The organism is Flavobacterium sp. 25HG05S-40 (assembly GCF_052654735.1).
This window is the reverse complement of sequence record NZ_CP199750.1, coordinates 637,571-663,279: the sequence shown is the minus strand read 5'-3', so window position 1 is coordinate 663,279 and position 25,709 is coordinate 637,571. Positions and strand designations below refer to the sequence as shown.

The window sequence follows — 25,709 nt, the reverse complement described above, 5'->3', positions numbered from 1 at the left end:
AACTCGTCAGTTTGAGTGACGATTTATATAAACTACAAATTATCAATCTCACCTTGAGCCATTTCCCAGTCCTCGAGTAATGTATCAAGCTCCTTTTTTTTCTTGTTGTAAGCAATGAAAAAATTGGCATCTTCTACATGCTTGTCATAGTTCGAAGCCAAAGCTTTATCATCTGCCTGAATGTCTATTTCCAACTGCTTGATTTGACTTTCTATCTTACTCAGACGGTTTTGCAAAGACTTGCTTTTCTTCTGCTCCTCATATGAAAGGTTCTTATTCTCTTTGTTATTGGATGCTACAACGACTTCTTTTTTCTCAATTTCACGCATGTTATTCGCGTTACGTTGTTCCAGGAAGTAATTGATATCACCTAAATATTCCTTTATTTTTTGGTCTTTAAATTCGTAAACGATGTTAGACATGCCCTGCAAAAAATCCCTGTCGTGCGACACGAGCAACAAGGTCCCGTCATATTTTTTTAAGGCGGCTTTTAAAACGTTCTTCGACTTGATATCCAAATGATTGGTAGGTTCATCCATAACCAAAACGTTGATGGGTTGCAGTAATAATTTGCATAAGGCCAAACGGTTCCGCTCGCCACCCGAAAGCACTTTTACTTTTTTCTCTACATCATCACCTCGGAATAAAAAAGACCCCAACATATCCCTAACTTTTGAACGGTTGGTATCGGAAGCTGCGTTAGTCATCGTTTCCAATAAAGTGATTTCGCCATCAAGGTATTCGGCCTGATTTTGGGCAAAATATCCCAACTGTACGTTATGTCCAAGTTTGATTGAACCTTCGTATTTAAATTCGTTTACTATTGCTTTCATAAACGTCGATTTTCCTTGTCCGTTCTGACCTACAAAGGCAATCTTGGAACCGCGCTCTACCAAAAGAGAAATGTCTTTTAAAATGGTTTTATCGCCATAAGCTTTAGTAACGTGCTCCGCTTCGATCACAACTCGACCAGGAGATTGCGAGAGCGGAAAAGAGATATTCATGACCGAATTATCATCCTCATCCACTTCAATGCGCTCTACTTTATCCAATTTCTTGATTAACGACTGCGCCATCGAGGCTTTGGAAGCTTTCGCTCGGAACTTCTCTATAAGTTTTTCAGTTTCTTCTATCTTTTTGGCTTGATTTTTTTGGGTAGCCAATTGCTTTTCACGGATTTCTTCACGTAAAACTAAATATTGCGAATACGGTTTGTTAAAGTCATACGCCTTCCCAAGAGAAATTTCAATGGTTCTGTTGGTAACATTGTCCAAAAACATCTTATCGTGTGATACGATAACGACAACTCCCGGAAAACTGCGTAAAAAGCTTTCAAGCCAAATGATACTCTCTATATCTAGGTGATTCGTTGGCTCATCCAGAAGCAAAATGTCATTGGATTGCAAAAGTAATTTAGCCAATTCAATACGCATACGCCATCCACCGGAAAAAGTATCGGTTTGGTTATTAAAATCTTCTCTTCTAAAACCTAAACCCAAAAGGATTTTCTCGGTTTCGCCAACATAATTATATCCGCCTAATATTTCATAATGATGCGTAACATCGCTTAATTGCTCGATTAAATCAGAATAACTCTGACTCTCGTAATCGGTTCGCGTGGCCAACTGGTGATTGATTTCATCAATTTTTAACTCGGCTCTTTTAATTTCCTCAAAAGCCTGATAAGCTTCATCTAAAACAGATCTTCCTTGTTCAAAATCGATGTCCTGACGCAGAAATCCGATTTTCACTTCTTTTTCAGTAGCAATTTGTCCCGAATCGGGTTTAAAATCGCCTGCCAAAATCTTCAACATTGTTGATTTTCCAGCGCCATTTTTCCCTACTAACCCTACCCTATCTCCTGAACCCAGTCGAAAAGTTACCTCTTCAAAAAGATACGTACCACCAAACGAAACTGATAAATTGTGAATATTCAACATAGAGAAAAAGAATAGTATATTAATATTGTAAACTTTGTTAAGCTTACCTTTGTGAACCCGAAGTCATAAGACCCAACGGAAGGAAATTAAAATTTTTGCAAATGTTAAAAAAAGGATCCAAATTAAATAGCATTTTAACAGGAACTTGTCCGAGATGCCAAGAAGAAAGTATGTACAAGGACAAAAACCCCTATCATCTTAAAAATATTTACGACATGCATGAAAATTGCAGTCATTGTGGATTGCACTATCAGATAGAGCCTTCTTTCTTTTATGGCGCGATGTATGTGAGCTATGGACTGACCGTTGCCATTGGTGTGGCCGTCTTTATCATTGCAAAAGTATTTTTGGGTTTAGTCTTATTTCATTCCTTTATTGCGATAATCCTCGCATTGTTAGTCTTTATGCCGATAACCGCGCGATTGGCTAGAAATATTTACATTAATATGTTTGTCAGTTTCGACAAAGATGCTGCGAGGAAGCACTAACTTCATTAAAATTTATAAAGGTAAGCCCTGAATTTATTAAAAATAGAGCGCTTGACCGATAGTTTTTATCTTATCCACACCAACGAAACTGCCAAGAACGGACTTTACTAATGGTCAAAAACAATCTGATTTTGTTTCGCTTTTGTTTGGACTTTGTTCGGTATTGTGCTACTTAAATGGGTCTTTAATCGAACGAATATAGAACAACACAGCAAAAGTTTCAACTTGCCCTCAGGCAAAGCATTTTATCGTTAAAAAGTTACCTTAAATCGGAAATTTAAAAAAAACGTTTACTTTTGCCGACATAAACAATCCATATATGGCAAAGAATCTAGTTATCGTTGAGTCACCAGCTAAGGCAAAAACCATTGAAAAGTTTTTGGGAGTAGACTTCCAGGTAGAATCAAGCTACGGTCATATTGCCGACTTGCCATCCAAGGAAATCGGCGTAGATGTAGCCAATGGTTTTAAACCAAAGTACGAAGTCTCATCTGATAAAAAAGCCTTAGTTACCAAACTAAAATCACTTGCCAAAAATGCCGATATGGTTTGGTTAGCTTCCGATGAGGACCGCGAGGGGGAAGCCATTTCTTGGCACTTAGCGGAAGAATTGAAATTAGATAAAAGCAAAACCAAAAGAATTGTTTTCCACGAAATTACCAAAAATGCCATACTGAAAGCCATCGAAAACCCAAGGGAAATCGATTATAATTTGGTCAATGCCCAACAAGCCCGTAGGGTTTTGGACCGATTAGTAGGCTATGAACTTTCTCCTGTTTTATGGAAAAAAGTAAAAGGCGGATTATCAGCAGGTAGAGTGCAATCGGTTTCTGTTCGTTTGATTGTAGAACGCGAAAGAGAAATACAAGAATTCAAACCAGTAGCTTCTTATTCGGTTACCGCCGAATTTACCAACGAAGCCGGAAAGACGGTTAAAGCCAAATTGCCTAAAAACTTTACCACCCAAAAAGAAGCTGAAGATTTTCTGAATAAAAATATAGGTTCAACCTATAAAATAGGCGATTTAGAAACCAAACCTACTAAAAAATCACCTGCCGCACCCTTTACAACCTCTACTTTACAACAGGAAGCTGCCCGTAAATTATATTTACCGGTTGGGATCACGATGCAAATTGCTCAGCGTTTATATGAAGCGGGATTGATTACTTACATGAGAACAGACAGCGTGAATCTTTCCAAAGAAGCCTCTGAAGCGGCTCAGGCAGAAATCACAAAATCCTATGGCAAGGAGTATTCTAAACCAAGAACCTTCGCTACCAAAAGTAAAGGTGCCCAAGAAGCACACGAAGCCATACGTCCTACCGATATGTCCCGTCATACAGTTAATGTTGAACGAGACCAAGCACGTTTATACGATTTGATTTGGAAAAGAACACTGGCTTCACAAATGAGTGATGCCGAGTTGGAACGAACCAATGTCAGAATTGAAGCAAACAACCATTCAGAAGTTTTTCAAGCCTCTGGAGAAGTTATCAAGTTTGAAGGTTTCCTAAAGGTATATTTAGAAGGCAATGATGAAGATGATGAAGAACAAGAAGGCATGTTGCCTGCCTTGAAAGTAGGAGAAAATCTCGAAAACAATTCGATTACAGCGACCGAAAGATACACCAGACCAGCTTCAAGATACACCGAGGCATCTTTGGTAAAAAAATTAGAAGAATTGGGCATTGGAAGACCTTCGACATACGCACCAACAATATCGACAATTATTGCCCGAACCTATGTAGAAAAAGGGACTTTAGAAGGCATCGAAAGAAAATATACGCAACTTACGCTTAAAAACGCCAAGGTTGCACAACAAATACTAACCGAAAATACAGGTTCTGATAAAGGTAAACTAGTACCGACGGATATTGGAACTATCGTAAACGACTTCTTAGTTAAAAACTTTTCGGCGATATTGGATTATAATTTCACTGCGAAAGTAGAACAGGATTTTGACGAAATTGCCGAAGGAAATATTGACTGGGCTAAGATGATGCAAGAGTTCTATGATAAGTTTCACCCGAATGTAACTTTAGTTCAGGATACGGCAGAAAGAGAGAGTGGTGAGAGAATATTGGGTAAAGACCCTAAAACAGGTAAACAAGTTTTGGTACGTTTAGGAAAATTTGGTCCCGTTGCCCAAATTGGCGAAGCAGACGATGATGAAAAACAATTCGCCAGCTTGCGTCAGGAACAGAACATAGGAAGTATTACTTTGGAAGAAGCGCTGAATTTGTTTTTGTTGCCAAAAAACTTAGGAACATTCAAAGACGAAGAAGTCGAAGTAAGTAATGGTAGATTTGGCCCTTATGTCCGCTTTGGAAAGCAATTCATTTCATTACCCAAAGGCGAAGATCCGTTAGACGTTACTATGGAAAGAGCTCAGGAGTTGATTAATGAAAAAGCTCAAGCCGATGCGCCGATTGCAACATACAAGAATGAGCCTGTACAAAAAGGCGTGGGTCGTTTTGGCCCTTTCTTGAAATGGAATGGTATTTTCATAAATGTTAGCAAAAAATACAACTTTGACAATTTATCTCAAGCTGATATTGCGGAACTGATTGAGGAAAAATTACAAAAGAATATCGATAAAGTAATACACGACTGGAAAGAAGAAGGTATTTTGGTGGAAAAAGCTCGCTGGGGTAAATCGGTTATCCTAAAAGGCAAACTCAAAATCGAATTAAATAAAGATATTGATGCTTCCCAATTGACTTTAGCGCAAGTAAAAGAAATGATTGCTTCCAAAACTCCGGAAAAGAAGACCGCAACTAAAAAAACGGCCACTAAGAAAACTACCACCAAAAAAGCACCCGCTAAAAAGAAATAATCTATGGAATTCGATTTTTTGTCACCAGTTGATCACGAAATTATCCAATACATCAACGGACTGTCCTCCCAACACTTGGGAAGCAAAGTAGCGTTTCATACTGACAAAGATTTTCCGGACATAGATAAAATAAAAATTGCGATAATAGGAGTTTTAGAAAACAGAGGCGCTGTAAATTTCGTAGATCAAGAAGTAAATTTGGATGCCATCCGAAAAGAGTTATATGGCTTGTTTCCGGGTAATTGGCAAACCCCAATGGCAGATTTAGGAGATATTATTGCTGGAAATTCTTTGGAAGATACTTTTTTTGCCCTACAGAAAGTAGCCTCCAAACTTATAAAAAAAGGGATTATTCCGATTGTTATTGGTGGCACACAAGATTTAACGTATCCACTTTACAGAGCATACGATAATCAGGAGCAAATGGTGAATTTGGTATCTATTGACAGTAAATTTGATTTTGGAAAGCAAGATGAAGACATTAAAGCCAATTCATATTTGTCCAAAATAGTATTGGATGAGCCCAATAATCTTTTTAACTATAGTAATATCGGTTTCCAAACCTACTACAATTCACAGGAAGAGATTGATTTAATTGAAAAATTATATTTTGACGCCTACAGATTGGGAGAAATTTCAAACAATATAGAGCTAGCCGAACCTACATTTAGAGATGCAGATATTGTAAGTGTAGATTTGAATTCGGTAAAGTCTTCCTATTCAGGAAATTTTACTACTTTTACGCCTAACGGTTTTGATGGCAAAGAGATTTGCAGTTTGTCTCGATATTCTGGCATCAGTGATAAAGTAAGTTCTTTGGGGATTTTTAATCATAATAATACTAATACAGAATCTGTATTAATTGCTCAAATCATCTGGTACTTTATTGAAGGGGTAAATTATCGCTCCAATGAATATCCATTTGGAACAAAAGAAAATTATTTAAAGTATATAGTTCCATTGGAAAGTGAAGAATTAGTTTTCTACAAGAGCAATAAAACGGGCAGATGGTGGATAGAGATAAATTTTTTTGGAGGGCAGCACAATAAACTGAAAAAAAATACGTTATTACCTTGTTCGCACGAAGAATACTTAGCTGCCTGTAACAATGAAATTCCGGAAAGATGGTGGAAAGCCCAGCGAAAAAATAGCATTTAATCAATATAAATTTATCAATATAATAAATATATACTTACAAAAAATACAAAAAAGAGCATTTTATCGTTAAAAAGTGCATTTTATCGATAAAATATTTTTTTTATACTAACAATAATTCTATTTTTGAAATGTGAATTAATTGATAGAATATTTAAACTAATAAATTTAATAGTAATTAATTGCTTTTTTGAAAAATAATAAATAGGTTTACGGCCTTAAAATTTTAATCAAATTAACCCCAAAATATACATATGAAGAAGTTCATAACATTTGCGTCATTTTTAGCTGTATTAACCAGTTGTGGTGGATCTAGCGACAAAGGTGAATTGGTAGGAGTTAAAGGAAAGAAATGGCATCCAGAAAAGCCATTTGGAATGACTTTGATACCCGGTGGAGCGTTCATTATGGGTAAATCCGACGATGATCTTGCAAATATGCAGGATGCGCCAACAAAAACGGTTACCGTTAGATCATTCTACATGGATGAAACTGAAATCACGAATAGTGAGTACCGCCAATTTGTAGAATGGGTTAAAGACTCAACTATCAGAGTGCGTTTAGCGATTTTGGCAGATGAAGTTGGACAAACTTCTACTGGTAAAGGCGGTAAAGGTGGCAAAGGTGGCAGCATTGGTGATTTTGCGTTCAACGATACCGATCCTGCAAAAATGACTCCATACGATAAATACATGTATGAGAATTATTATAGTGTCGGTACTGACGACGATCCTTACGCTGGAAGAAGACTTAACAAGAAAGTTAAACTCATAAAGGATACTAAGAAATATCCAGATGAGTATTACACTGAAGTTATGGATACAATGTATTTGCCAATAGCTGAATCTTTCAATGGTTTGAGAACTATCGATGTTAAAAAATTAAAATTCAGATATTCTTGGATGGATATTCAGGCAGCAGCGAAAGCTAAGGTTGGAAAAAGAAGTTCATTTATTAAGACAGAACAACAAGAAGTTTATCCTGATACTACAGTTTGGATTAAAGATTTCGCATACTCTTACAATGAGCCAATGCACAATGATTATTTCTGGCACCAAGCTTATGCACAATATCCAGTTGTTGGAGTAAGTTGGAAACAAGCTAAAGCATTTTGCGCTTGGAGAACACTTAACAAAAACGCATACATCAAATCAAAGAAAAAGAAACGCGATTTAATTAACTCTTTCCGTTTACCAATCGAATCAGAGTGGGAATATGCAGCAAGAGGTGGTCTGGAATCAGCAACATTCCCATGGGGTGGTCCTTATGCTAAAAACGACAGAGGATGTTTCCTAGCAAATTTCAAACCAAACAGAGGAGATTATGCTGCAGATCAGGCATTATATACTGTAGAAGCAAAATCTTATGAGCCAAACGGTTATAACTTATATAACATGGCAGGTAACGTAGCAGAATGGACAGATTCGTCTTATGACGCTGCAGCTTATGAATATGTTTCTTCAATCAATCCAAACGTTTCTGATACTAAGAACATGCGAAAAGCAGTTCGTGGCGGTTCTTGGAAAGACGTTGCTTACTTCTTACAAGTAGGAACTAGAGATTTTGAATATGCAGATTCTGCAAGAAGTTATATTGGTTTCCGTACAGTACAAGATTATATGGGAACACAAGTAACCAAGAATGCTGCACCTAGAAAATAAATTAAACTAACTTGAATATATTAACTTAACTAACTAAAATTTTTATTATTATGGCATTATTAAGCAAAAAAACTATGAATTTCGCTTACGGTATGGGAGCGGCAGTAGTAATCGTAGGAGCATTATTTAAAATACAACACTGGACTGGAGCAAGTGCGATGTTGATCATAGGACTTGGAGTAGAAGCATTAATCTTTGGTTTGTCTGCTTTTGATCCAGTTGACACAGAACTAGATTGGTCACTTGTGTATCCAGAATTAGCTGGTGGTCAAGCTAAAGAAAAAACGAAGAAAGCGGAAGATCCAAAAGATGCTCAAGGTCTTTTATCTCAAAAATTAGACGCGATGTTGAAAGAAGCTAAAGTTGACAGCGCTTTGATGGAAAGCTTAGGAAACAGTATCAAGAATTTTGAAGGTGCTGCAAAAGCAATCTCTCCAACAGTTGATTCTGTAGCTTCAACTAAAAAATATGCTGAAGAAATGACTAAAGCAGCTACTCAATTAGAAACTTTAAATGGCTTATACCAAGTTCAATTACAAAGCGCTGAAAGAAACGCTCAAATTAACAATGAGGTCGCTGAAAACAATTTAAAATTAAAAGATCAAATGCAAAGTTTGACTTCTAACCTATCTACATTGAATAATGTATATGGTGGAATGCTTTCTGCAATGAGTAACAAAGGATAATTAGTTTTATAACTATATATTTTAAACAAAATAATAATTTAAACTAATTAGAAAAAATGGCAGGAGGAAAACTAACCCCTAGACAGAAGATGATTAACCTGATGTACTTGGTTTTCATCGCGATGTTGGCATTGAACATGTCAAAAGAAGTATTGACCGCTTTCGGTTTAATGAATGAAAAATTTGAAGGTGTAAATAAATTTTCTGAAGAATACAATAAAAGTTTATTAGGAACTTTAGAGCAAAAGGCAGAAGATGAGCCAGCTCGATTTAAAGCACCTTTAGATAAAGCAAATGAAGTGCAAAAGATTTCCAAAGAACTTTACACTTATTTAGGTAACATTAAAAATGATGTTTCTAAAGAATTTGACAGAGAAGAGAATGGTAAATTACCATACGAAGCAATGGACAAAGGTAGCTATATCGATGAAAATTGGTTTGAAGGTGATAAATATTCTAAAAAAGGTGATGAAATCATTGCCAAAATAGAAAAATACAAAAAGGATTTAATTGCCGTTTTTGGAAACGATGTTAAGTACCAACCTATTATCAATAACATTAAATCTAAATTCAATTTAGATAATGTAAAAGATAAAGAAGGTGTATCTAAAAAATATTTATCATACCACTTTGAAGGATTTCCTGCTGTAGCATCGCTTGCTAAACTAACAAGTATGCAAAATGATGTTCAATCAACAGAGCAAGATATTTTCAACGCTTTAATTGGCAACACTATTGCTCAAGCTGCATCTTTGAAAAACTTCCAAGCTATGGTAGTTTTAGAAAAAAATGTATTCTTTGAAGGTGAGACAGTGAAAGGGAAAGTAGTATTAGGTAAATACGATGCAAACACGGTTCCAACAAGTTTCTCTGGACCAGGTAAAATTGAAAACGGACAAGCTGTTATCTCGATGACTGCTGGTGGTGTTGGAGAAAAAACAATTAATGGTACATTCTCTTTCATGGAAGACGGAAAACCAGTACCATTGAAATTTGAAGGTAAATATGTAGTTGTTCCACGTCCAAATTCAGCAAACATTTCTGCTGATAAAATGAACGTAGTATACCGAGGTTTACCAAACCCAATGACAATATCATTTGCTGGTATTCCTGAAAACAACGTTACTGCTTCTGCTCCTGGATTAAGTTCTATTGGGAAAGGTAAGTATAACTTGAATCCAGGTTCTGGTACTGAAGTTATTGTTACCGCTACTGGTAAAATGTCTGATGGAAAATCTGTAGCTGATAAAAAAGTATTCAGAATTAAAAATATCCCAGCTCCAGTTGGTGCCATTGCAGGTCAGGTTGGAATTATCAAAGGTGCTAAGTCACGTTTAGAAGTTTCACAGATTTCTGCAGTATTACAGGACTTCTTGTATGACTTGAATTTCAATGTTACGAGATTTAGTTTCAAAGTTCCAGGACAAGCAGCAATCATTGTTAGCGGAGACCGAGTTAATGCGCAATGTAAGGCTGCTTTAGCAAGAGCTACAAAAGGTGATCAAATCTCAATTTTTGATATTAAAACAAAAATTGTTGGAACTACAGCAAGTATAGTTCCTAAAGATGCTGCACCAGTTATTTATGAAATTCAATAATAATTTAAGTTGAAGAAAAACCTACTTAAATAACTTATAGTATACAATTATGAAAATTAAAAATCTTTTATCAGTAGTTTTTGCCGTAGCAATAAGCGCTTCAACTTTTGCTCAGTCAAACTTGTTGAATTCCAAAACTCCAGATGAGATTGGAAAGAAAACACCTGCTCAGTTGATTTCTGACAACGACAAACCATTACCTTATGGTTATGTTCACGATAGAGACGTATTGATGGGTAAAACCATCTGGGAGTTTATTGATATTGATGAGAGAATTAATTTCCCTTTTTATTATCCTATTGACACAGCATTTGTTGGTAAAGAAAGAAGAGCTTTGTTTGATGTTCTTGTAAAGAATATTAAAAATGGGAAAATTACTGAGGTATATGTAGATGATTATTTCAATACCAAGAAAACGTTCAAGGATATGGAATCATCTTTCACTTACGTAGATACTATAGACGCAGGAAAAGACGAAATCAACAATTATTATGATGAGTACAAATCCGGGAAAAAAGTATTAGACCCACAATTTATCAATAAAAAAGAATTAGATGCCAGTTATATTTCTGGCTACAAAATTAAAGGTTATTGGTACTTTGACAAACGCCAAGGTGAATTAAAATATAGATTATTGGCTTTGTGTCCAGTTACTCCTGAAGCAAGAGATGCTGGTAATGATAATGCAGATGTTATCGACTTATTTTGGGTGTATTTCCCTGCGGTTAGAGACATTCTACATGAGTCAAAAGCATTTAATGATAAAAACTCAGCCATGCCTATCACATTCGATCATTTGCTAAACTCCAGACGATTTAACGGAGAGATATACAAAGAAGAAAATGTATACGGTGACCGTGAAATCCAGCAATACATGAAAGACAATTCTCAAAATCAGCTTTTAGAATCCGAAAGGGTCAAAGAAAAGATTCGTAGTTTTGAATCTGACATGTGGAATTACTAAAAGATATTTCATAATACAATATAAAACTCTCATCTTTATGGTGAGAGTTTTTTTTAGCGATAAACTATGGTTGATTATATAATAGTGGGTTCAGGTTTGGCCGGAATTGCCTTTGCAGAAGCACTTTTGCAGCATGGGAAGACATTTATTGTTTTTGATAATCATTCGCAAAACTCAACCCAAATTGCTGGTGGTTTATACAACCCTGTCATCCTAAAAAGATTTAGTCAAGTGTGGAATGCTAACACTCAGCTTCACACAGCAAGTAAATTCTATTCAAGCCTAGAACAAAAACTTGACCTACAGCTTGACTTTAAAATTCCAATTTACAGAAAGTTTTTCTCAGTAGAAGAACAAAACAATTGGTTTGCCGCATCAGATAAACCCAGCCTTACCCCTTTTCTCTCCACAAAAATCATAACGACTAAATATAACAGTATTGAATCTCCTTTTGGCTTCGGAGAGGTTTTAGAAACGGGCTATGTTGATACCGAAGCCTTACTTATAAACTATCACAAATATTTGCAAAAAAACAACTGGTTAAGGGAAAGCGATTTCAATTATGACGCAGTAAAGATTTTTGAAAATCATCTCGAATACGAAAATGAAAAAGTCCGACACATCGTTTTTGCAGAAGGTTTTGGTATGCATGCTAATCCATTCTTTAGTTATTTACCTTTAGACGGAACCAAAGGGGAACTATTTATAATCAGAGCTATTGATTTAGAGGTTAATGTAATAATCAATACAAGTGTTTTTATCCTACCACTAGGGAACCATCTTTATAAAGTTGGAGCAACCTACAATTGGGAAGATAAATCAAACACACCAACAGAGCAAGGTAAACAAGAACTTATCGAACGATTAAAGGAACTTATTACATGCGACTTTGAAATTATAGATCATTTAGCAGGTGTGAGACCAACGGTTAAGGACAGGCGCCCATTATTGGGAACACATCACATTCATAAAAATGTTCATATTCTTAATGGTTTAGGAACCCGTGGCGTTATGCTTGCTCCTTCAATGGCTATAGATTTATTTAACTTTATTGAAAATAAAGAACCTCTGGACAAGGCAATTGATATTAAAAGATACGAAAGTAAAAAATAATGAGTCTTGTTCATATTGTTCCCACGAATTAGTCAATGTTACTTATTGTAATCTTTTGTTAAACCCTTTCTGCCATCTTGTCATATTTTATATTTTAGTATTATCTTTGATGTCCAATTCTTGCGTTATAGCATTGGAAAATTAAGCCAAAATTATTTATGGAAAAGGAAATTGACGAACAAAAACAAGGAACAGCTCTTGTTTTAGAACATAAACTACAAAACACCAAAAAACTATTTATAGAAAGCTATGGTTGCGCTATGAATTTTTCTGATAGTGAAATCGTAGCATCCATAATGACTAATGAAGGCTATAATACTACTACAATTCTTGAAGAAGCCGATTTGGTTTTAGTCAATACTTGTTCCATCCGAGATAAAGCAGAACAAACCGTTAGAAAGCGTTTGGAAAAATATAATGCGGTCAAACGCGAAGTGAATCCGGGAATGAAAGTGGGTGTCTTAGGCTGTATGGCAGAACGTCTGAAAGAAAAGTTTCTAGATGAAGAAAAAATTGTCGATATGGTCGTTGGTCCAGATGCCTATAAGGATTTACCCAATTTATTAAAAGAAGTTGAAGACGGTAGAGATGCAATCAATGTAATTTTATCTAAAGAAGAAACTTATGGCGATGTATCTCCGGTTCGTTTGATGAGTAATGGCGTAACTGCTCTCGTATCAATCACAAGAGGATGCGACAATATGTGTACGTTTTGCGTAGTCCCTTTCACTCGAGGTAGAGAACGAAGCCGTGAGCCACAGAGCATTATAGAAGAAATAAAAGATTTGTGGAGCAAAGGATTTAAAGAAGTTACGCTTTTAGGTCAAAATGTAGATAGCTATTTATGGTATGGAGGCGGCTTAAAAAAGGATTTTGAAAAAGCAACCGAAATGCAAAAGGCTACCGCTGTAAATTTTGAACAATTACTTGAGATGGTTGCGATTCAATTTCCAAAAATGCGAATCCGATTTTCTACTTCAAATCCACAAGACATGCATGAAGAAGTACTCCATGTGATTGCAAAATATCCTAATATTTGCAAACATATTCACCTTCCCGTTCAAAGTGGCAGCGACAGAATATTAAAAGAAATGAACCGCTTACACACTAGTTCCGAATATAGAGCTCTTATAGATAAAATTAATATCATTCTCCCAGAAAGTTCTATCACACAAGACATGATAGCTGGATTTCCATCAGAAACCGAAGCAGATCATCAAGATACACTATCATTGATGGAATATGTAAAATATGGCTTTGGTTACATGTATGCCTATTCAGAACGTCCAGGAACATTAGCGGGAAGAAAGATGGAAGATGACGTAGCAGAAGAGACAAAGTTTAGAAGACTTCAGGAAATAGTAGATTTACAACGAATTCACAGCGGTTTGAGAACTAAAGAATTTTTAGGCAAAACCGTGGAAGTTTTGGTAGAGAAAGTATCCAAAAAATCAGATAAGGATTTATCAGGACGAAATTCACAAGGCTTCATGGTTGTTTTTCCTAGGGAAAATTATAATATAGGCGATTTTGTCAATGTACTAATTACTAATTGTACCAGCGGAACCTTACTAGGAGAAGCAATCGGGTACAGTGAAATGCAAACAAACTAATTATGGAAACCGTTCAAAGCATAAAACAACGTTTCGAGATTATTGGCAATGACCCAAAACTAAATCGTGCTATAGAAAAAGCAATTCAGGTTGCTCCTACTGACATATCCGTTTTAGTTGTAGGTGAAAGTGGCGTTGGTAAAGAAAGTATCCCACGCATTATCCATTCACTCTCACACAGAAAACACGGAAAATATATAGCTGTAAACTGTGGTGCCATTCCGGAAGGAACTATTGACAGTGAACTTTTCGGACACGAAAAAGGTTCCTTTACAGGTGCCAATTCGGAACGACAGGGTTATTTTGAAGTGGCTGATGGCGGAACCATTTTCCTTGATGAAGTTGGCGAATTGCCTTTAACAACGCAAGTACGATTGTTGCGTGTGCTTGAGAATGGCGAATTTATCAAAGTAGGTTCTTCTCAAGTACAAAAAACAAATGTCCGAATCGTTGCGGCTACCAATGTTAATATGTTTGACGCCATCGAAAAAGGAAAATTTCGTGAGGACTTGTATTATAGATTGAGTACTGTTGACATACCATTACCACCACTTCGGGAACGAAAAGAAGACATCCATTTACTGTTCCGAAAATTTGCCTCTGATTTTGCTCACAAATACAAAATGCCTCCGGTAAAATTAAGCGACGATGCCGTTCAATTTCTTCAAAAATACCGTTGGAGTGGAAATATCCGTCAGTTAAGAAACTTTGCCGAACAAATTTCGGTTTTAGAAACCAACCGCGATATTTCGTTAGCAACTATGCAATCTTATTTGCCAACAGAAGGAACAAGTTTACCTTCTGTAATTGGGAAAAAGAAGTCGGAAAGTGATTTTTCAACGGAAAGAGACATCTTATACAAAGTGCTTTTCGATATGAAAAGTGACTTACACGATCTCAAAAAATTAACTTTGGAATTAATGCAAAACGGAAGTTCTAAAGTACAGGAAATGAATAAAAACCTGATTCAGAAAGTCTTTGGACAAAAAGAAGAGGCTATTACTAATTTTGAAGAAGAACCGCGACTTAGTGCTATAGCACCTCAACACGATATCGATCAAGAAGAGTTTGACGACGACGACGATGCTAACTACCTTATGGCAGAAACGGTCGAAGAAGAGGAAACTCTAAAATTGGAACAAAGAGAAATCGAACTTATCAAAAAATCTTTGGAACGTCATAAAGGCAAACGAAAAGCTGCTGCCGATGAATTAGGCATCTCAGAACGAACACTTTATCGAAAAATCAAGCAATACGACCTATAAATTTTTTAATTTAGCAATAACTATTTACGTTTACGCCAACCAAATTATATAGCCATGAACAAAATTTTAACTCTTTTAGTTTTAGCCACTACGCTTTTCTCTTGTAGCAGCAGTGATGATAATGTCAATACTGATTCCATTTTACAAAAAGTTGTTTTTTATCGCGATAGTCCAAACGAAAAACATTGGAATATTGAAAATGGTTTATTGACCAACATCACCCTTTCTGATGGAACTGTAGTTGAAGAATTCGTTTACGATAGTCAAAATCGTGTGATCAATGATACCAAATACGTGAACGGAATAGTATCAGAAACTAATGTCATCACGTACACTCCCAACAATACCATCCAAAGCATAAATGGTTTACCTTATACTTTTAATGCAACGACTAGAACGTATACTTACTCCTATGGAAGCGACTTTACGATAAACTGTGTGGTTAATGCGGATCAGTTAGCGGTTGATTTTGTTAGAATGGGGTCTAATGCCGGAGAATATCATATGAGCTATTTCAATGGCGATATGACTTCATTTAAAAAAGTAGCCAATAATACTGTTGACGTTGTCAAAAATTTCGATTTTGATGCTCGAATTGGTGCGAATCCGATTTATGCATCTGTTTTAGCTGTGGCAAGAGTTAAATCACTAACAGATCCAAATTTTTTTATTGACAGTGTAACATCTACAAATATAGCAGGAGGTTATGATAGAGGTACCTCTGACCCTAATTATTATAGTTATGGTTACACTTCTTCTACTACTAATAATCCAACTCACAATATTAAAGACTTCTCAATTGGTATTGAGGTTTTGGACAATAGTATGAATACAGTTGAATTCTACTCATTTGCAGAATACATCCACCAATTTTAACCCTTCTATAATTCAAAATAAAGAATTACTTTAGCAGTCTTGAATTATTGCTATGAAGTTTATTAAATTACTTTCTGTTTTCATCCTTGCTATTACTGTTAACAGTTGTGGTTCCTATAATTTTACTGGAGCTAAGCCTATCGATGCCAAAACGTTTCAGGTCAATTATTTTCAAAATAATGCCGACTTAGTAGAACCGGGAATTGAAAGAACATTTACTATTAAACTTCAGGAAATTATTCAGAATCAAACTAACCTGAATTTAACTTCTTCTAATGGCGATTTGCTTTACGAAGGTGAAATTGTAGAATACCGAATCACTCCTATGCAGGCTACAGCTGCGCAAACGGCAGCGCAAAATAGATTGAGTATTGCCGTTCAGGTAAGATTCAGTAACAAAAACAAAGAAGCTGACAATTTTGAAAAACGCTTTTCTTTCTTTTTTGACTACGATGGGACTACACAATTGGTAGGCTCTAAACTAACAGAAGCTTTGGATGTTATTTTTGAAAGAATAACCCAAGACATATTCAATGAGTCCTTGGCAAAATGGTAAAAGTGATTAATAATCAGATTATAATTAAAATAAAACAATCTGCAAATTAAAAACGGCATACTAAATAGAAATGAATTTAACCGATTATACTTTTCTACTCAACAAACCTGACGCTATCAACGATAGATATGCCGATACATTAGATACTGTATTGGAAGCCTTCCCTTATTTTCAAAGTGCCCGAGTTTTAAAGTTAAAGCATCTCTATAATCAGGATAGTTTTCATTATAATTATGCTTTAAAAGTATCGGCTGCCTATACTACAGACCGAAGTATTTTGTTTGACTTTATCACTTCTGACAGTTTTGTCTCCGTGCAAAAGGGATTGTATGAAAAGAAGCTCGAAGAATTAATGAATATGAATGTTGTGGGCAGCGAACATTTAATCGTAGAGGCTAAACCTAATAAAGTAGATGCTCTTGAACAATCCATTTTAACATCGATTAAAGAAGCCACACCTTCTGATGAGCAAAAAGTCGAAGAAAAACTCGCTATAGGGAAACCTTTGGAATTTTCTAAAAACGAAAAACACTCCTTTCAGGAATGGTTACAGCTATCACGCTTAAAACCAATAGTTCGTGAAGAAATCAAAACAGCAACTAGTGATAGTAGCAATGTCGAAATGGAACGGAGCGGCGCTAAAAAGAAAAAACTTGACCTCATTGACAAATTCATAGAAAACAACCCTAAAATAACTCCAATAGCAAAAGACGCTGTAGTCCCAGTAATAGAAACGTTTTCGGAAGACACAACGTATCTCATGACAGAAACGCTGGCTAGAGTATATTTGGAACAGAAAAAATATTCTAAAGCAATTCAGGCTTATGAAATATTAATTTTGAAATATCCAGAAAAAAGTAGTTTCTTTGCAGACCGAATTTCGGATATTAGAATTTTACAACAAAATAACAATTTATAACAATGACTAATTTTACAATTTTTTTAGTACTGATAACAATAGTTTGTTTTCTATTGATAATCGTGATTATGGTACAAAACCCTAAAGGTGGCGGTTTATCATCTTCGTTAGGAGGTTCAACTCAAATGGGTGGCGTTCAAAAAACGACTGACTTTTTAGACAAAAGTACTTGGACTTTAGCTACTATATTAATCGTTTTGATTTTATTATCAAGTTTAAGTTTCCCAGGTATGATGGGTGGTTCTGACTCCAAAATCATCGACGATAAAGAAATTGTTGCCCCAAAAACGGCAACACCGGCTCCTGCAAAACCAGCGGAAACACCAAAACAATAATTTTTGTATCCCAAAATATAATGCCAGCATCGAATGCTGGCATTTTTTTTAAACTGAAAATTTGTCAGCCAGTACCCAATTGGTATAATTTCTGAAATCAAAAAGACGAACATTAAATAAACAACTTTATATTATGGCATTAAATATTAAACCTCTTTCAGACAGAGTAATTATTGAGCCTGCTGCGGCTGAAACACAAACAGCATCAGGAATTATCATCCCTGACACCGCTAAAGAAAAACCACAAAAAGGAACTGTTGTTGCTGTTGGAAATGGCAAAAAAGATGAACCTTTGACTGTTAAAATTGGAGATTCTGTACTGTACGGAAAATATGCAGGAACCGATTTAAAATTCAACGGTAAAGATTATCTAATCATGCGAGAAGATGATATTCTTGCAATCATCTAATTCCAAATAACCCAATTAAAATTACCAAATACACAATTAAAAATGGCAAAAGATATAAAATTCGACATTGAAGCACGTGATGGTCTTAAACGCGGTGTTGACGCATTGGCAAATGCAGTAAAAGTAACCCTTGGTCCTAAAGGACGTAATGTAATCATTGGGAAATCATTTGGAGGTCCGAATGTTACGAAAGACGGTGTTACTGTTGCGAAAGAAATTGAATTAAAAGATCCTTTGGAAAATATGGGTGCCCAAATGGTAAAAGAAGTAGCCTCTAAAACCAACGATTTAGCTGGTGACGGAACTACAACTGCAACCGTTTTAGCGCAGGCTATCGTTAAAGAAGGTCTTAAAAATGTGGCTGCCGGAGCCAACCCAATGGATTTAAAACGTGGTATTGACAAAGCTGTTGAGGCAATCGTTGCTGATTTGGCTAAACAAGCACAAGTTGTAGGAAGCGATTCCGAAAAAATAAAACAAATTGCTTCTATTTCGGCAAATAACGACGAAGTTATTGGTGATTTAATCGCTACCGCTTTCGGGAAAGTTGGTAAAGAAGGTGTTATCACTGTGGAAGAAGCAAAAGGAACGGATACTTATGTTGATGTGGTTGAAGGAATGCAGTTTGACAGAGGTTATCTTTCACCTTATTTCGTGACCAATCCTGAAAAAATGGAAGTGGAATTAGAAAGACCTTACATTCTTTTGTATGATAAAAAAGTATCGTCTTTAAAAGAGTTGTTGCCTATTTTAGAGCCTGTTGCGCAATCAGGAAAACCATTATTGATTATTGCTGAAGATGTTGATGGCGAAGCTTTGTCAACGTTAGTAGTAAACAAATTGCGTGGTGCACTAAAAATTGCAGCGGTGAAAGCTCCTGGCTTTGGCGACCGAAGAAAAGCAATGTTGGAAGATATTGCCATCTTAACAGGTGGAACTGTAATTGCTGAAGAAAGTGGATATACGCTTGAAAATACCACATTAGAAATGTTGGGAACTGCCGAAAAAGTTACTATCGACAAAGACAATTCTACCATAGTAAATGGAGCAGGAAGTGCTGATATGATTAAAAATCGTGTCAATCAAATTAAAGGTCAAATGGAGTCCACAACTTCGGACTACGATAAAGAAAAATTACAAGAGCGTTTAGCTAAGTTAGCTGGTGGTGTTGCCGTTCTTTATGTTGGCGCTGCTTCTGAAGTGGAAATGAAAGAGAAAAAAGACCGAGTAGATGATGCCTTACACGCAACTCGCGCTGCTGTTGAAGAAGGAATTGTTGCTGGTGGTGGCGTTGCTTTACTTAGAGCTAAAGCTGCCTTAGACAAACTTAAAGCGGATAATGCAGATGAAGCAACGGGAATTCAAATCGTATCACGTGCAGTTGAAGCGCCGTTACGAACTATTGTTGAAAATGCAGGACTGGAAGGTTCTGTAGTAGTAGCAAAAGTATCTGAAGGCAAAGCAAACTTTGGTTACAATGCTAAAACGGATGAATATGTCGATATGCTTAAAGCTGGAATCATCGACCCTAAAAAAGTAACCCGAGTTGCTCTTGAAAACGCAGCCTCAGTTTCTGGAATGATTTTAACAACTGAATGTGCTTTAATTGAAATCAAGGAAGAAAATGCTGGTGGTGGAATGCCAATGGGTGGTGGAATGCCAGGAATGATGTAATCATTTCATTTATTTTTATAAAAAAAGCCTCAATTTCTTGAGGCTTTTTTTATTCTTCTTGTTTTGGAGTTTTCTTAATCATCTTGAGAAAAACTGGGAAAGTCGAAATCAATATAATGGCAATGACAATCTTCTCAATATGATGTTTTAAATCAATATCAAATTTCTCTAAGAACATTCCGTATAAGTAATGCCCTGAAAAAATAAGGATGAAAGACCAAAGAAGGGAACTGACCACGTTGTAAAACATGAACTTCTTTTTATCCATAGTTACAATTCCGGCAACGATGGGCGCAAATGTTCTTACAATAGGTAAAAAACGAGCAAAAATGATTGCTTTGCCTCCATATCTTTCGAAGAAGTCTTTAGACTGTATCAGATACTTTTTCTTGAACCAAAAACTATCTTCTTTTTTATACAAATAATAACCGCTTTTGGATCCGAACCAATAGCCAACCATATTTCCAATAATTCCGGCAATAGCCACAAGTACTGCTAAAAGGGTAACATTAGCTAAATCACTTTCGATAATAGTAAAGTTTTCAATCAAATCCCGGCTGTAAATCCCGGCCAAAAAAAGTAAGCTGTCACCTGGTAAAAAGAAACCGGCAAATAAACCCGTTTCGGCAAAAACAATAAATAAAACAATCCACAAGCCCACTTTTACACCTCCAAAAGTAAGGGTTATATAAAACTCGGGATTCAGCAACTGCATCCAGTCAAAATCACTCATGCACCATAAATTTAGTTAGAAATCGAGCGTGAAAATACTGCTTTTTTCCCGTATTCTGCGTTAAAATTATTGCTTTTGTAAATCTAAATTCTGAAGTAATGAAAGAGAGACAGTATGATTCATTACATTATCGCCTTTACTGAATGTAAGTAAGTGATTCATATACCCTAACTCCAATCGAATACTGTTGTTGCAATTCAATCCGAAACCAACAAGCAAACGATTTTGATCTATAAACTTGCTGTTAATCTTATTATCTCCCAAATTTAAAAAAACTTCATTTTGAAGCACGGCATACACCTCATTCTTCTCCGATTTTAAGTTCAGAAGATGAAATAAATTTCTATTCAAATAGCGTAACCTATTTTGATAATTTGTTGTGCCAGCAATAGCAATATCAGTAGAAAGCTGTTCAACCCAACGTTGTTCTAGCCTGAAACGATGTGTCATCGTGTTTTTGTTCTCATTCCATTTTGTATTTAGCTGGTATTGCTCCCAAAGTCTATTTTCTTTAAAAAAAGCATCTTGGCTTACATTATAGGTATTCACTAAGGCATAACCGGCCGTAATGTTCGCTCTAGATGATAAAAAATAAACACCGCCAATCCTAAAAAGATTTTGAAGATTCTGCTCGAGTTGATTGTCTAATCGAAACTGAGCTTCCAAATGACCACCCCACTTTTCGGAAATCTTGAATTGACCAATATAAGCAAACCAAACGCGCTGATCTTGCTTCGTTTGAGAAAATACAGTACAATAAATAATCAGAGCGATTACAGTTAATTTTGTTTTCAAAGCGCTTTTTTTACAAAATTAGAAATAAAAAACTCCTTATTTCTAAGGAGTTTGTAAATTATTTTCTTTCATATAAACAGCAGTGATGCAACTTTTCATAAACTTCGTCTTTAGCTTTAACATCTTCGGTATCGTGACCAACATTAGCTATTGCTTGTTTAACTTCAGTAACGGAGCATTTCTCCTCGTTAATAATTAAATGCAAAACATGGTCATCAAGATGCCATTCGGCGCTTTTCACACCTGTAACTGATAACGCAGCTTTTTCAATACGCTTTTTACATTGTTCGCAATTACCATTGACTTCAACATTGTATTTAGCGTTTTTGTTTTTCTTCTCTTGCGCCTGAATGGATACTGTTACCATCAATAGCAACATTCCTAAAATCATATTTTTCATACGTGTGTTTTTTAATTATTTTATTTTAAATCGCAATCCAGCATAATACATCTGACCAAAAACCGGAGCATAAATTATTGAGGTATCAAAATTGGAGCCAAAAGGATTGTCTGCTCCCAAAATGGCTTTATCCTGACGGTAGTTACCGATATTTTCTCCGCCTAAATATAGTTCAAAAGTACTCGAAAAAGTTCGGGTAATTTGTGCGTTCATTACAGCAAATGACGGTGAAAATTCTGGAAGCTGCTCTTGTGGTGGATTACTTCCTGTATAGGGCAATTGTTGTTTTCCTAACCAATTCGCAGTGAAATCAAATTTCCATTGTCTCCCTTTTTCAACAATATGTGTGGCGTATTCAATATTAGTAAAAAATCGATGTCTGGCCTGTAGAGGTCTCTGAAAACTCCCCGAAAGATAAGCCGTCTTGCTATCAAAATATTTATAGGCAGTTCTCAAATTCAGATGTTTGATGATTTCCAAATTAAAATCAAGTTGCAAACTATTGGCATAGGATTTTCCGTCCAGATTATAAAACAAAACCTGTTGTGGCGAATTCATAACATCAACCACGGCCTGATTTTGAAAATCGGTTCGATAAAAATCAACCGTAGTATCGGCATTCATTCCAAATAATTTGAAATTCTGGGTAAAACTGATTCCGTAGTTCCATGCTATTTCAGGATGTAAACCATAAACTTCTCCATTGGTATTCAAAATAGAGAAGGTTCGGGAACTTGCAAAAAGATTTTGGTTTTCGGCAAAAACATTCGCCGCACGTTTTCCTCTTCCGGCAGAAAAACGCAAAACCGATTTTTCCCAAGGATTATATTTAACGTGTAGTCTTGGAGTGAAGAAGGCACCTAACCTATTGTGATAATCCAATCGTCCACCAAGTATATAACTGAATTTATCGTTGTCATCAAAATTATATTCGAAGAAAGCGCCCACCGAATTATCGATTCTGCTGACGTCAAAAAGATTGACAAACTCACTATATTTATCATAAGTAAAATTCAGTCCTGTCGCAAATTTATGCTTGGTATTGTTTATGATCGAATTGAAAATCAGATTAGAATAATAGCTTTGCTGCTTGATGTCGTATTGATTGAGCCCAAAGTAGGATTGCTGATTGTGGCTGCTGAAAGCATTTTGAAAACCGATACTTTGATATGGCATATCTTTAAAAACATAGCCTAGTTTGGAAGAAAAGTCAATTCGCTCTGTACTGATTTCTGAACCCCAATAATTGGTTGTAAATCGGTCTCTATCCGGATCAAAATCAAGTTGCCCTGTTTGCTTATTGTCATTCATATACCGAAGATTAAGAAACGAAACCCAACCTGTATTCGGATTGGAATACTGCCAACGGTTGGCAACATTGATTTGTTTTCCCAACGGATTATCCAGAAATCCGTCATCGTTCATATCGTTTTTAGAAATACGTGCGTTACCGTGAACAAACAAACTCGTCGACCAATAATCGGAGATTTTTTTATTGAAATGGGTATTGAGTTCAAAACGAGAATCGGTAGAACCATAAGCATTCAGGAAAAATGGAATGTCCTTTATGGGCTTGATTAACTCGGTATTGATTTGGCCCGAAATACTTTCGAAGCCATTGACTACACTTCCTGCACCTTTAGTAATCTGTATGCTTTCAACCCAGGTTCCGGGCGTAAAAGACAATCCATAGGCTTGAGAAGCGCCGCGAACAGATGGGATATTCTCTTCAGTAATCATGATATAGGGACTTGTTAAACCCAACATTCGAATTTGTTTGGTTCCTGTCAACGCATCGGAGAAATTCACATCGATGGACGGATTGGTTTCGAAGCTTTCTGCCAAATTACAACAAGCTGCTTTAAGCAACTCTTTACTAGTAACGAGTGTAGTATTTGCTGTACCGGAAATTGATTTTTTTAGTCCTTTTTTATTACTTTCTATAGTTACGGTTTTGAGCGTATCTTTTTTGATATCTTCTTGAGAAAACGTACTGATAGAAAACAACAATATTAGGAATAACAGTGTTTTTTTCATTTTATGCTGAATTTATTTCAGCAACTAGAGGTGCTGAAAGTTACAATTAATTTGATTTCAAATAATTCTCATCAAGCAAACGAGAATAGAAACTAAATTCAGATTAAATCAGCAATAAAAAGTATATTGGCAATAGAGTTTGTAAAGTGGCGGTGCATTCGCCTCGCAATAAAATGCTACATTTTCATCTGTATTGATTTGGATTCCGGTAGTTGAAAATGTGAGTGTATTGTAAAAAGTAAAGTAAGCTGGTTCAAAATCAAGCGAAATCGTTTTGATAATAATCTTCTCGGTTTTGTTTTTTAGGTCAACCTTTTTATCAGAACAACATTCTTTGTGGGTTTTTTCGATTTTTGCACAGCAGGTCTTTTCAATTACAACAGGCTGTTCACAAACCTCTTCCTCTGAAAACACAGAGGAAATGGAAGCAATCTTACCTTCGCAATAATGCACATTGAATGCAAGACCTGAATTGGACACCAATACCAGCAATGCAATTAGAAGACTTATGTGCTTTTTAAAAATCATAAGGCAAAGATAACTAAAAGAAAAAGTTGCCAACTTAAATTTCGGTTAAAAAGCAAAACTTTCAGATTAAATACGAAAGTTTATTCTTTAATCTGTTTTTGGTAATAGAAAGCCGGAATAAACAACAAAATGAATATAGGCTGTATCAAAAATCGTCTGATATAGAACAACATCATTTTATTTTCTTCGGCAAAAAAAGTTAGCACAAACATAAATCCAATAAGTAGCAAAGAACCTAAAACCATATAAATGAATGCGGTAAACTTGACTATTTTTCTGTCCTTAAAAATCACATACAAGAGCAACAATGAAATCACCGAGTTCATATAAAATCGCATGCCCAAGCTGAAATACAATTTGATAATATTGATTTTAGGAAAAGGCAGATGAGCATATTCGCTTTTGAAATAGTCCAAAAAAGGATCATAAAAAAGTGTTTCCTCAAAAGCTCTGATTAAAATCAAAAGCCCTATTAGGAAAAAGGACCACCCTATTTTTTTTGGATCACTTAACAGTTTTCGTAGCATATAAAGAATATTTATTAACCCATACTATCCACAACAAAAACACAATACCATAGATTATAAGTGGAAAAATTACACCATGAAGCAAATGCTCCAAATTAGGAAAGGAGTATAAGCCAACGCATAGAAGTGCAATTCTGCCAATGTTCAAAATATGTATCAGAATGGTTCCAAAGAGAATAAAAACAATGGTGTTTTTGAATTTTCCGGTAAAGGCAATTACAAACGAAATAAATAAAATAATTACACTTATGGCATTGCAACCTTCTATGATGCGGGAAATATATTTTCCTTTATAAATCAGTTTTACACTTGGTTCCTTGAGATGTGGCATCGTATAGGATTTAGAATCAAACCACGACAAAACCGTCGCTGATTGATCTGCAACAATTTCGGTAAACAAATCTACTTCAGCTCGGGAAGCATCAAAACGATTCAAATAGCTCTGATACATAATGGACAAAATCAAATAGCTAACAATAAACTTTCCGAGAAAAAGTAAAAATGGTTTGTATTGAAGCAAGAGATTTTTCAAGAGATAATTTTTAACAAATTTATATAAAATAAAAAAAGCGCAGTCGTTACCTTTGCATAAAAATTTGAA

24 protein-coding genes are annotated in these 25,709 nt (G+C 35.7%); 16 read left to right on the top strand and 8 right to left on the bottom strand.

Annotation, left to right across the window (positions count from 1 at the left end):
* Nucleotides 1-32: 32 nt before the first annotated feature.
* A complete protein-coding gene (locus tag ACULEU_RS02850; RefSeq protein ID WP_445453945.1) occupies nucleotides 33-1,940 on the bottom strand; it encodes an ABC-F family ATP-binding cassette domain-containing protein in 1,908 nt (635 codons plus the stop codon).
* Nucleotides 1,941-2,041: 101 nt separating this feature from the next.
* Here ACULEU_RS02850 and ACULEU_RS02845 point away from each other — a divergent pair, with 101 nt between their 5' ends.
* The 16 genes from ACULEU_RS02845 to groL all read left to right on the top strand — a co-directional run bounded on the left by ACULEU_RS02845 (nucleotide 2,042) and on the right by groL (nucleotide 20,088).
* The gene (locus tag ACULEU_RS02845) at nucleotides 2,042-2,428 is read left to right on the top strand and encodes a DUF983 domain-containing protein (protein WP_445453944.1); all 387 of its coding nucleotides are present in this window, start codon (nucleotides 2,042-2,044) and stop codon (nucleotides 2,426-2,428) included.
* Between the two features lie 319 nt (nucleotides 2,429-2,747).
* Nucleotides 2,748-5,264: a type I DNA topoisomerase gene (topA, locus tag ACULEU_RS02840; RefSeq protein WP_445453943.1), complete on the top strand. Its 2,517-nt coding sequence runs from the start codon at nucleotides 2,748-2,750 to the stop codon at nucleotides 5,262-5,264.
* A gap of 3 nt (nucleotides 5,265-5,267) precedes the next feature.
* Nucleotides 5,268-6,422, top strand: a complete 1,155-nt coding sequence (locus tag ACULEU_RS02835; protein WP_445453942.1) for a formimidoylglutamase — start codon at nucleotides 5,268-5,270, stop codon at nucleotides 6,420-6,422.
* Between the two features lie 251 nt (nucleotides 6,423-6,673).
* On the top strand, nucleotides 6,674-8,080 hold the full coding sequence (gene porK / locus ACULEU_RS02830; RefSeq protein WP_445453941.1) for a type IX secretion system lipoprotein PorK/GldK: 1,407 nt from the start codon (nucleotides 6,674-6,676) through the stop codon (nucleotides 8,078-8,080).
* A 50-nt stretch (nucleotides 8,081-8,130) separates the two neighbouring features.
* Entirely contained in the window at nucleotides 8,131-8,766 is a 636-nt protein-coding gene (gene porL, locus ACULEU_RS02825; protein ID WP_445453940.1) for a type IX secretion system motor protein PorL/GldL, read from the top strand.
* A 56-nt stretch (nucleotides 8,767-8,822) separates the two neighbouring features.
* Nucleotides 8,823-10,364: a type IX secretion system motor protein PorM/GldM gene (porM, locus tag ACULEU_RS02820; protein ID WP_445453939.1), complete on the top strand. Its 1,542-nt coding sequence runs from the start codon at nucleotides 8,823-8,825 to the stop codon at nucleotides 10,362-10,364.
* 49 nt (nucleotides 10,365-10,413) lie between these two features.
* Nucleotides 10,414-11,328 carry a type IX secretion system ring protein PorN/GldN gene (gene porN, locus ACULEU_RS02815; protein WP_445453938.1) on the top strand — a complete coding sequence of 305 codons (915 nt, stop codon included), beginning with the start codon at nucleotides 10,414-10,416 and terminating at the stop codon, nucleotides 11,326-11,328.
* Between the two features lie 66 nt (nucleotides 11,329-11,394).
* Entirely contained in the window at nucleotides 11,395-12,441 is a 1,047-nt protein-coding gene (locus ACULEU_RS02810; protein ID WP_445453937.1) for an NAD(P)/FAD-dependent oxidoreductase, read from the top strand.
* Between the two features lie 158 nt (nucleotides 12,442-12,599).
* Nucleotides 12,600-14,054, top strand: coding sequence for a tRNA (N6-isopentenyl adenosine(37)-C2)-methylthiotransferase MiaB (gene miaB / locus ACULEU_RS02805; RefSeq protein WP_445453936.1), 1,455 nt, complete (start codon nucleotides 12,600-12,602; stop codon nucleotides 14,052-14,054).
* A gap of 2 nt (nucleotides 14,055-14,056) precedes the next feature.
* Nucleotides 14,057-15,319 carry a sigma-54 interaction domain-containing protein gene (locus tag ACULEU_RS02800; protein ID WP_445453935.1) on the top strand — a complete coding sequence of 421 codons (1,263 nt, stop codon included), beginning with the start codon at nucleotides 14,057-14,059 and terminating at the stop codon, nucleotides 15,317-15,319.
* A 54-nt stretch (nucleotides 15,320-15,373) separates the two neighbouring features.
* The gene (locus tag ACULEU_RS02795; protein ID WP_445453934.1) at nucleotides 15,374-16,195 is read left to right on the top strand and encodes a hypothetical protein; all 822 of its coding nucleotides are present in this window, start codon (nucleotides 15,374-15,376) and stop codon (nucleotides 16,193-16,195) included.
* Between the two features lie 52 nt (nucleotides 16,196-16,247).
* Nucleotides 16,248-16,751, top strand: coding sequence for an LPS assembly lipoprotein LptE (gene lptE, locus ACULEU_RS02790; protein ID WP_445453933.1), 504 nt, complete (start codon nucleotides 16,248-16,250; stop codon nucleotides 16,749-16,751).
* Nucleotides 16,752-16,821: 70 nt separating this feature from the next.
* Nucleotides 16,822-17,670 (top strand): tetratricopeptide repeat protein, encoded by an 849-nt coding sequence (locus tag ACULEU_RS02785; RefSeq protein ID WP_445453932.1) that lies wholly within the window; start codon nucleotides 16,822-16,824, stop codon nucleotides 17,668-17,670.
* 2 nt (nucleotides 17,671-17,672) lie between these two features.
* A complete protein-coding gene (gene secG, locus ACULEU_RS02780) occupies nucleotides 17,673-18,005 on the top strand; it encodes a preprotein translocase subunit SecG (protein ID WP_445453931.1) in 333 nt (110 codons plus the stop codon).
* Nucleotides 18,006-18,138: 133 nt separating this feature from the next.
* Complete coding sequence (locus ACULEU_RS02775; protein WP_445453930.1) at nucleotides 18,139-18,414, top strand: co-chaperone GroES; 276 nt, start codon at nucleotides 18,139-18,141, stop codon at nucleotides 18,412-18,414.
* 42 nt (nucleotides 18,415-18,456) lie between these two features.
* Nucleotides 18,457-20,088 carry a chaperonin GroEL gene (groL, locus tag ACULEU_RS02770; protein ID WP_445453929.1) on the top strand — a complete coding sequence of 544 codons (1,632 nt, stop codon included), beginning with the start codon at nucleotides 18,457-18,459 and terminating at the stop codon, nucleotides 20,086-20,088.
* A 49-nt stretch (nucleotides 20,089-20,137) separates the two neighbouring features.
* Here the strand turns inward: groL and ACULEU_RS02765 are convergent, their stop codons facing one another.
* The 7 genes from ACULEU_RS02765 to xrtF form a co-directional block, all read right to left on the bottom strand.
* Nucleotides 20,138-20,821 carry a DedA family protein gene (locus ACULEU_RS02765; RefSeq protein ID WP_445453928.1) on the bottom strand — a complete coding sequence of 228 codons (684 nt, stop codon included), beginning with the start codon at nucleotides 20,819-20,821 and terminating at the stop codon, nucleotides 20,138-20,140.
* A 66-nt stretch (nucleotides 20,822-20,887) separates the two neighbouring features.
* Nucleotides 20,888-21,616 carry a DUF2490 domain-containing protein gene (locus ACULEU_RS02760; protein ID WP_445453927.1) on the bottom strand — a complete coding sequence of 243 codons (729 nt, stop codon included), beginning with the start codon at nucleotides 21,614-21,616 and terminating at the stop codon, nucleotides 20,888-20,890.
* Nucleotides 21,617-21,674: 58 nt separating this feature from the next.
* A complete protein-coding gene (locus ACULEU_RS02755; RefSeq protein WP_445453926.1) occupies nucleotides 21,675-22,016 on the bottom strand; it encodes a heavy-metal-associated domain-containing protein in 342 nt (113 codons plus the stop codon).
* A 15-nt stretch (nucleotides 22,017-22,031) separates the two neighbouring features.
* Nucleotides 22,032-24,053 (bottom strand): TonB-dependent receptor plug domain-containing protein, encoded by a 2,022-nt coding sequence (locus tag ACULEU_RS02750; protein ID WP_445453925.1) that lies wholly within the window; start codon nucleotides 24,051-24,053, stop codon nucleotides 22,032-22,034.
* A 108-nt stretch (nucleotides 24,054-24,161) separates the two neighbouring features.
* Entirely contained in the window at nucleotides 24,162-24,581 is a 420-nt protein-coding gene (locus ACULEU_RS02745; protein ID WP_445453924.1) for an HYC_CC_PP family protein, read from the bottom strand.
* 80 nt (nucleotides 24,582-24,661) lie between these two features.
* The gene (locus ACULEU_RS02740; RefSeq protein WP_445453923.1) at nucleotides 24,662-25,108 is read right to left on the bottom strand and encodes an exosortase F system-associated membrane protein; all 447 of its coding nucleotides are present in this window, start codon (nucleotides 25,106-25,108) and stop codon (nucleotides 24,662-24,664) included.
* Nucleotides 25,086-25,640 carry an exosortase family protein XrtF gene (gene xrtF, locus ACULEU_RS02735; protein WP_445453922.1) on the bottom strand — a complete coding sequence of 185 codons (555 nt, stop codon included), beginning with the start codon at nucleotides 25,638-25,640 and terminating at the stop codon, nucleotides 25,086-25,088. Before xrtF ends, ACULEU_RS02740 begins: the two co-directional genes overlap by 23 nt.
* Between the last annotated feature and the right edge of the window lie 69 nt (nucleotides 25,641-25,709).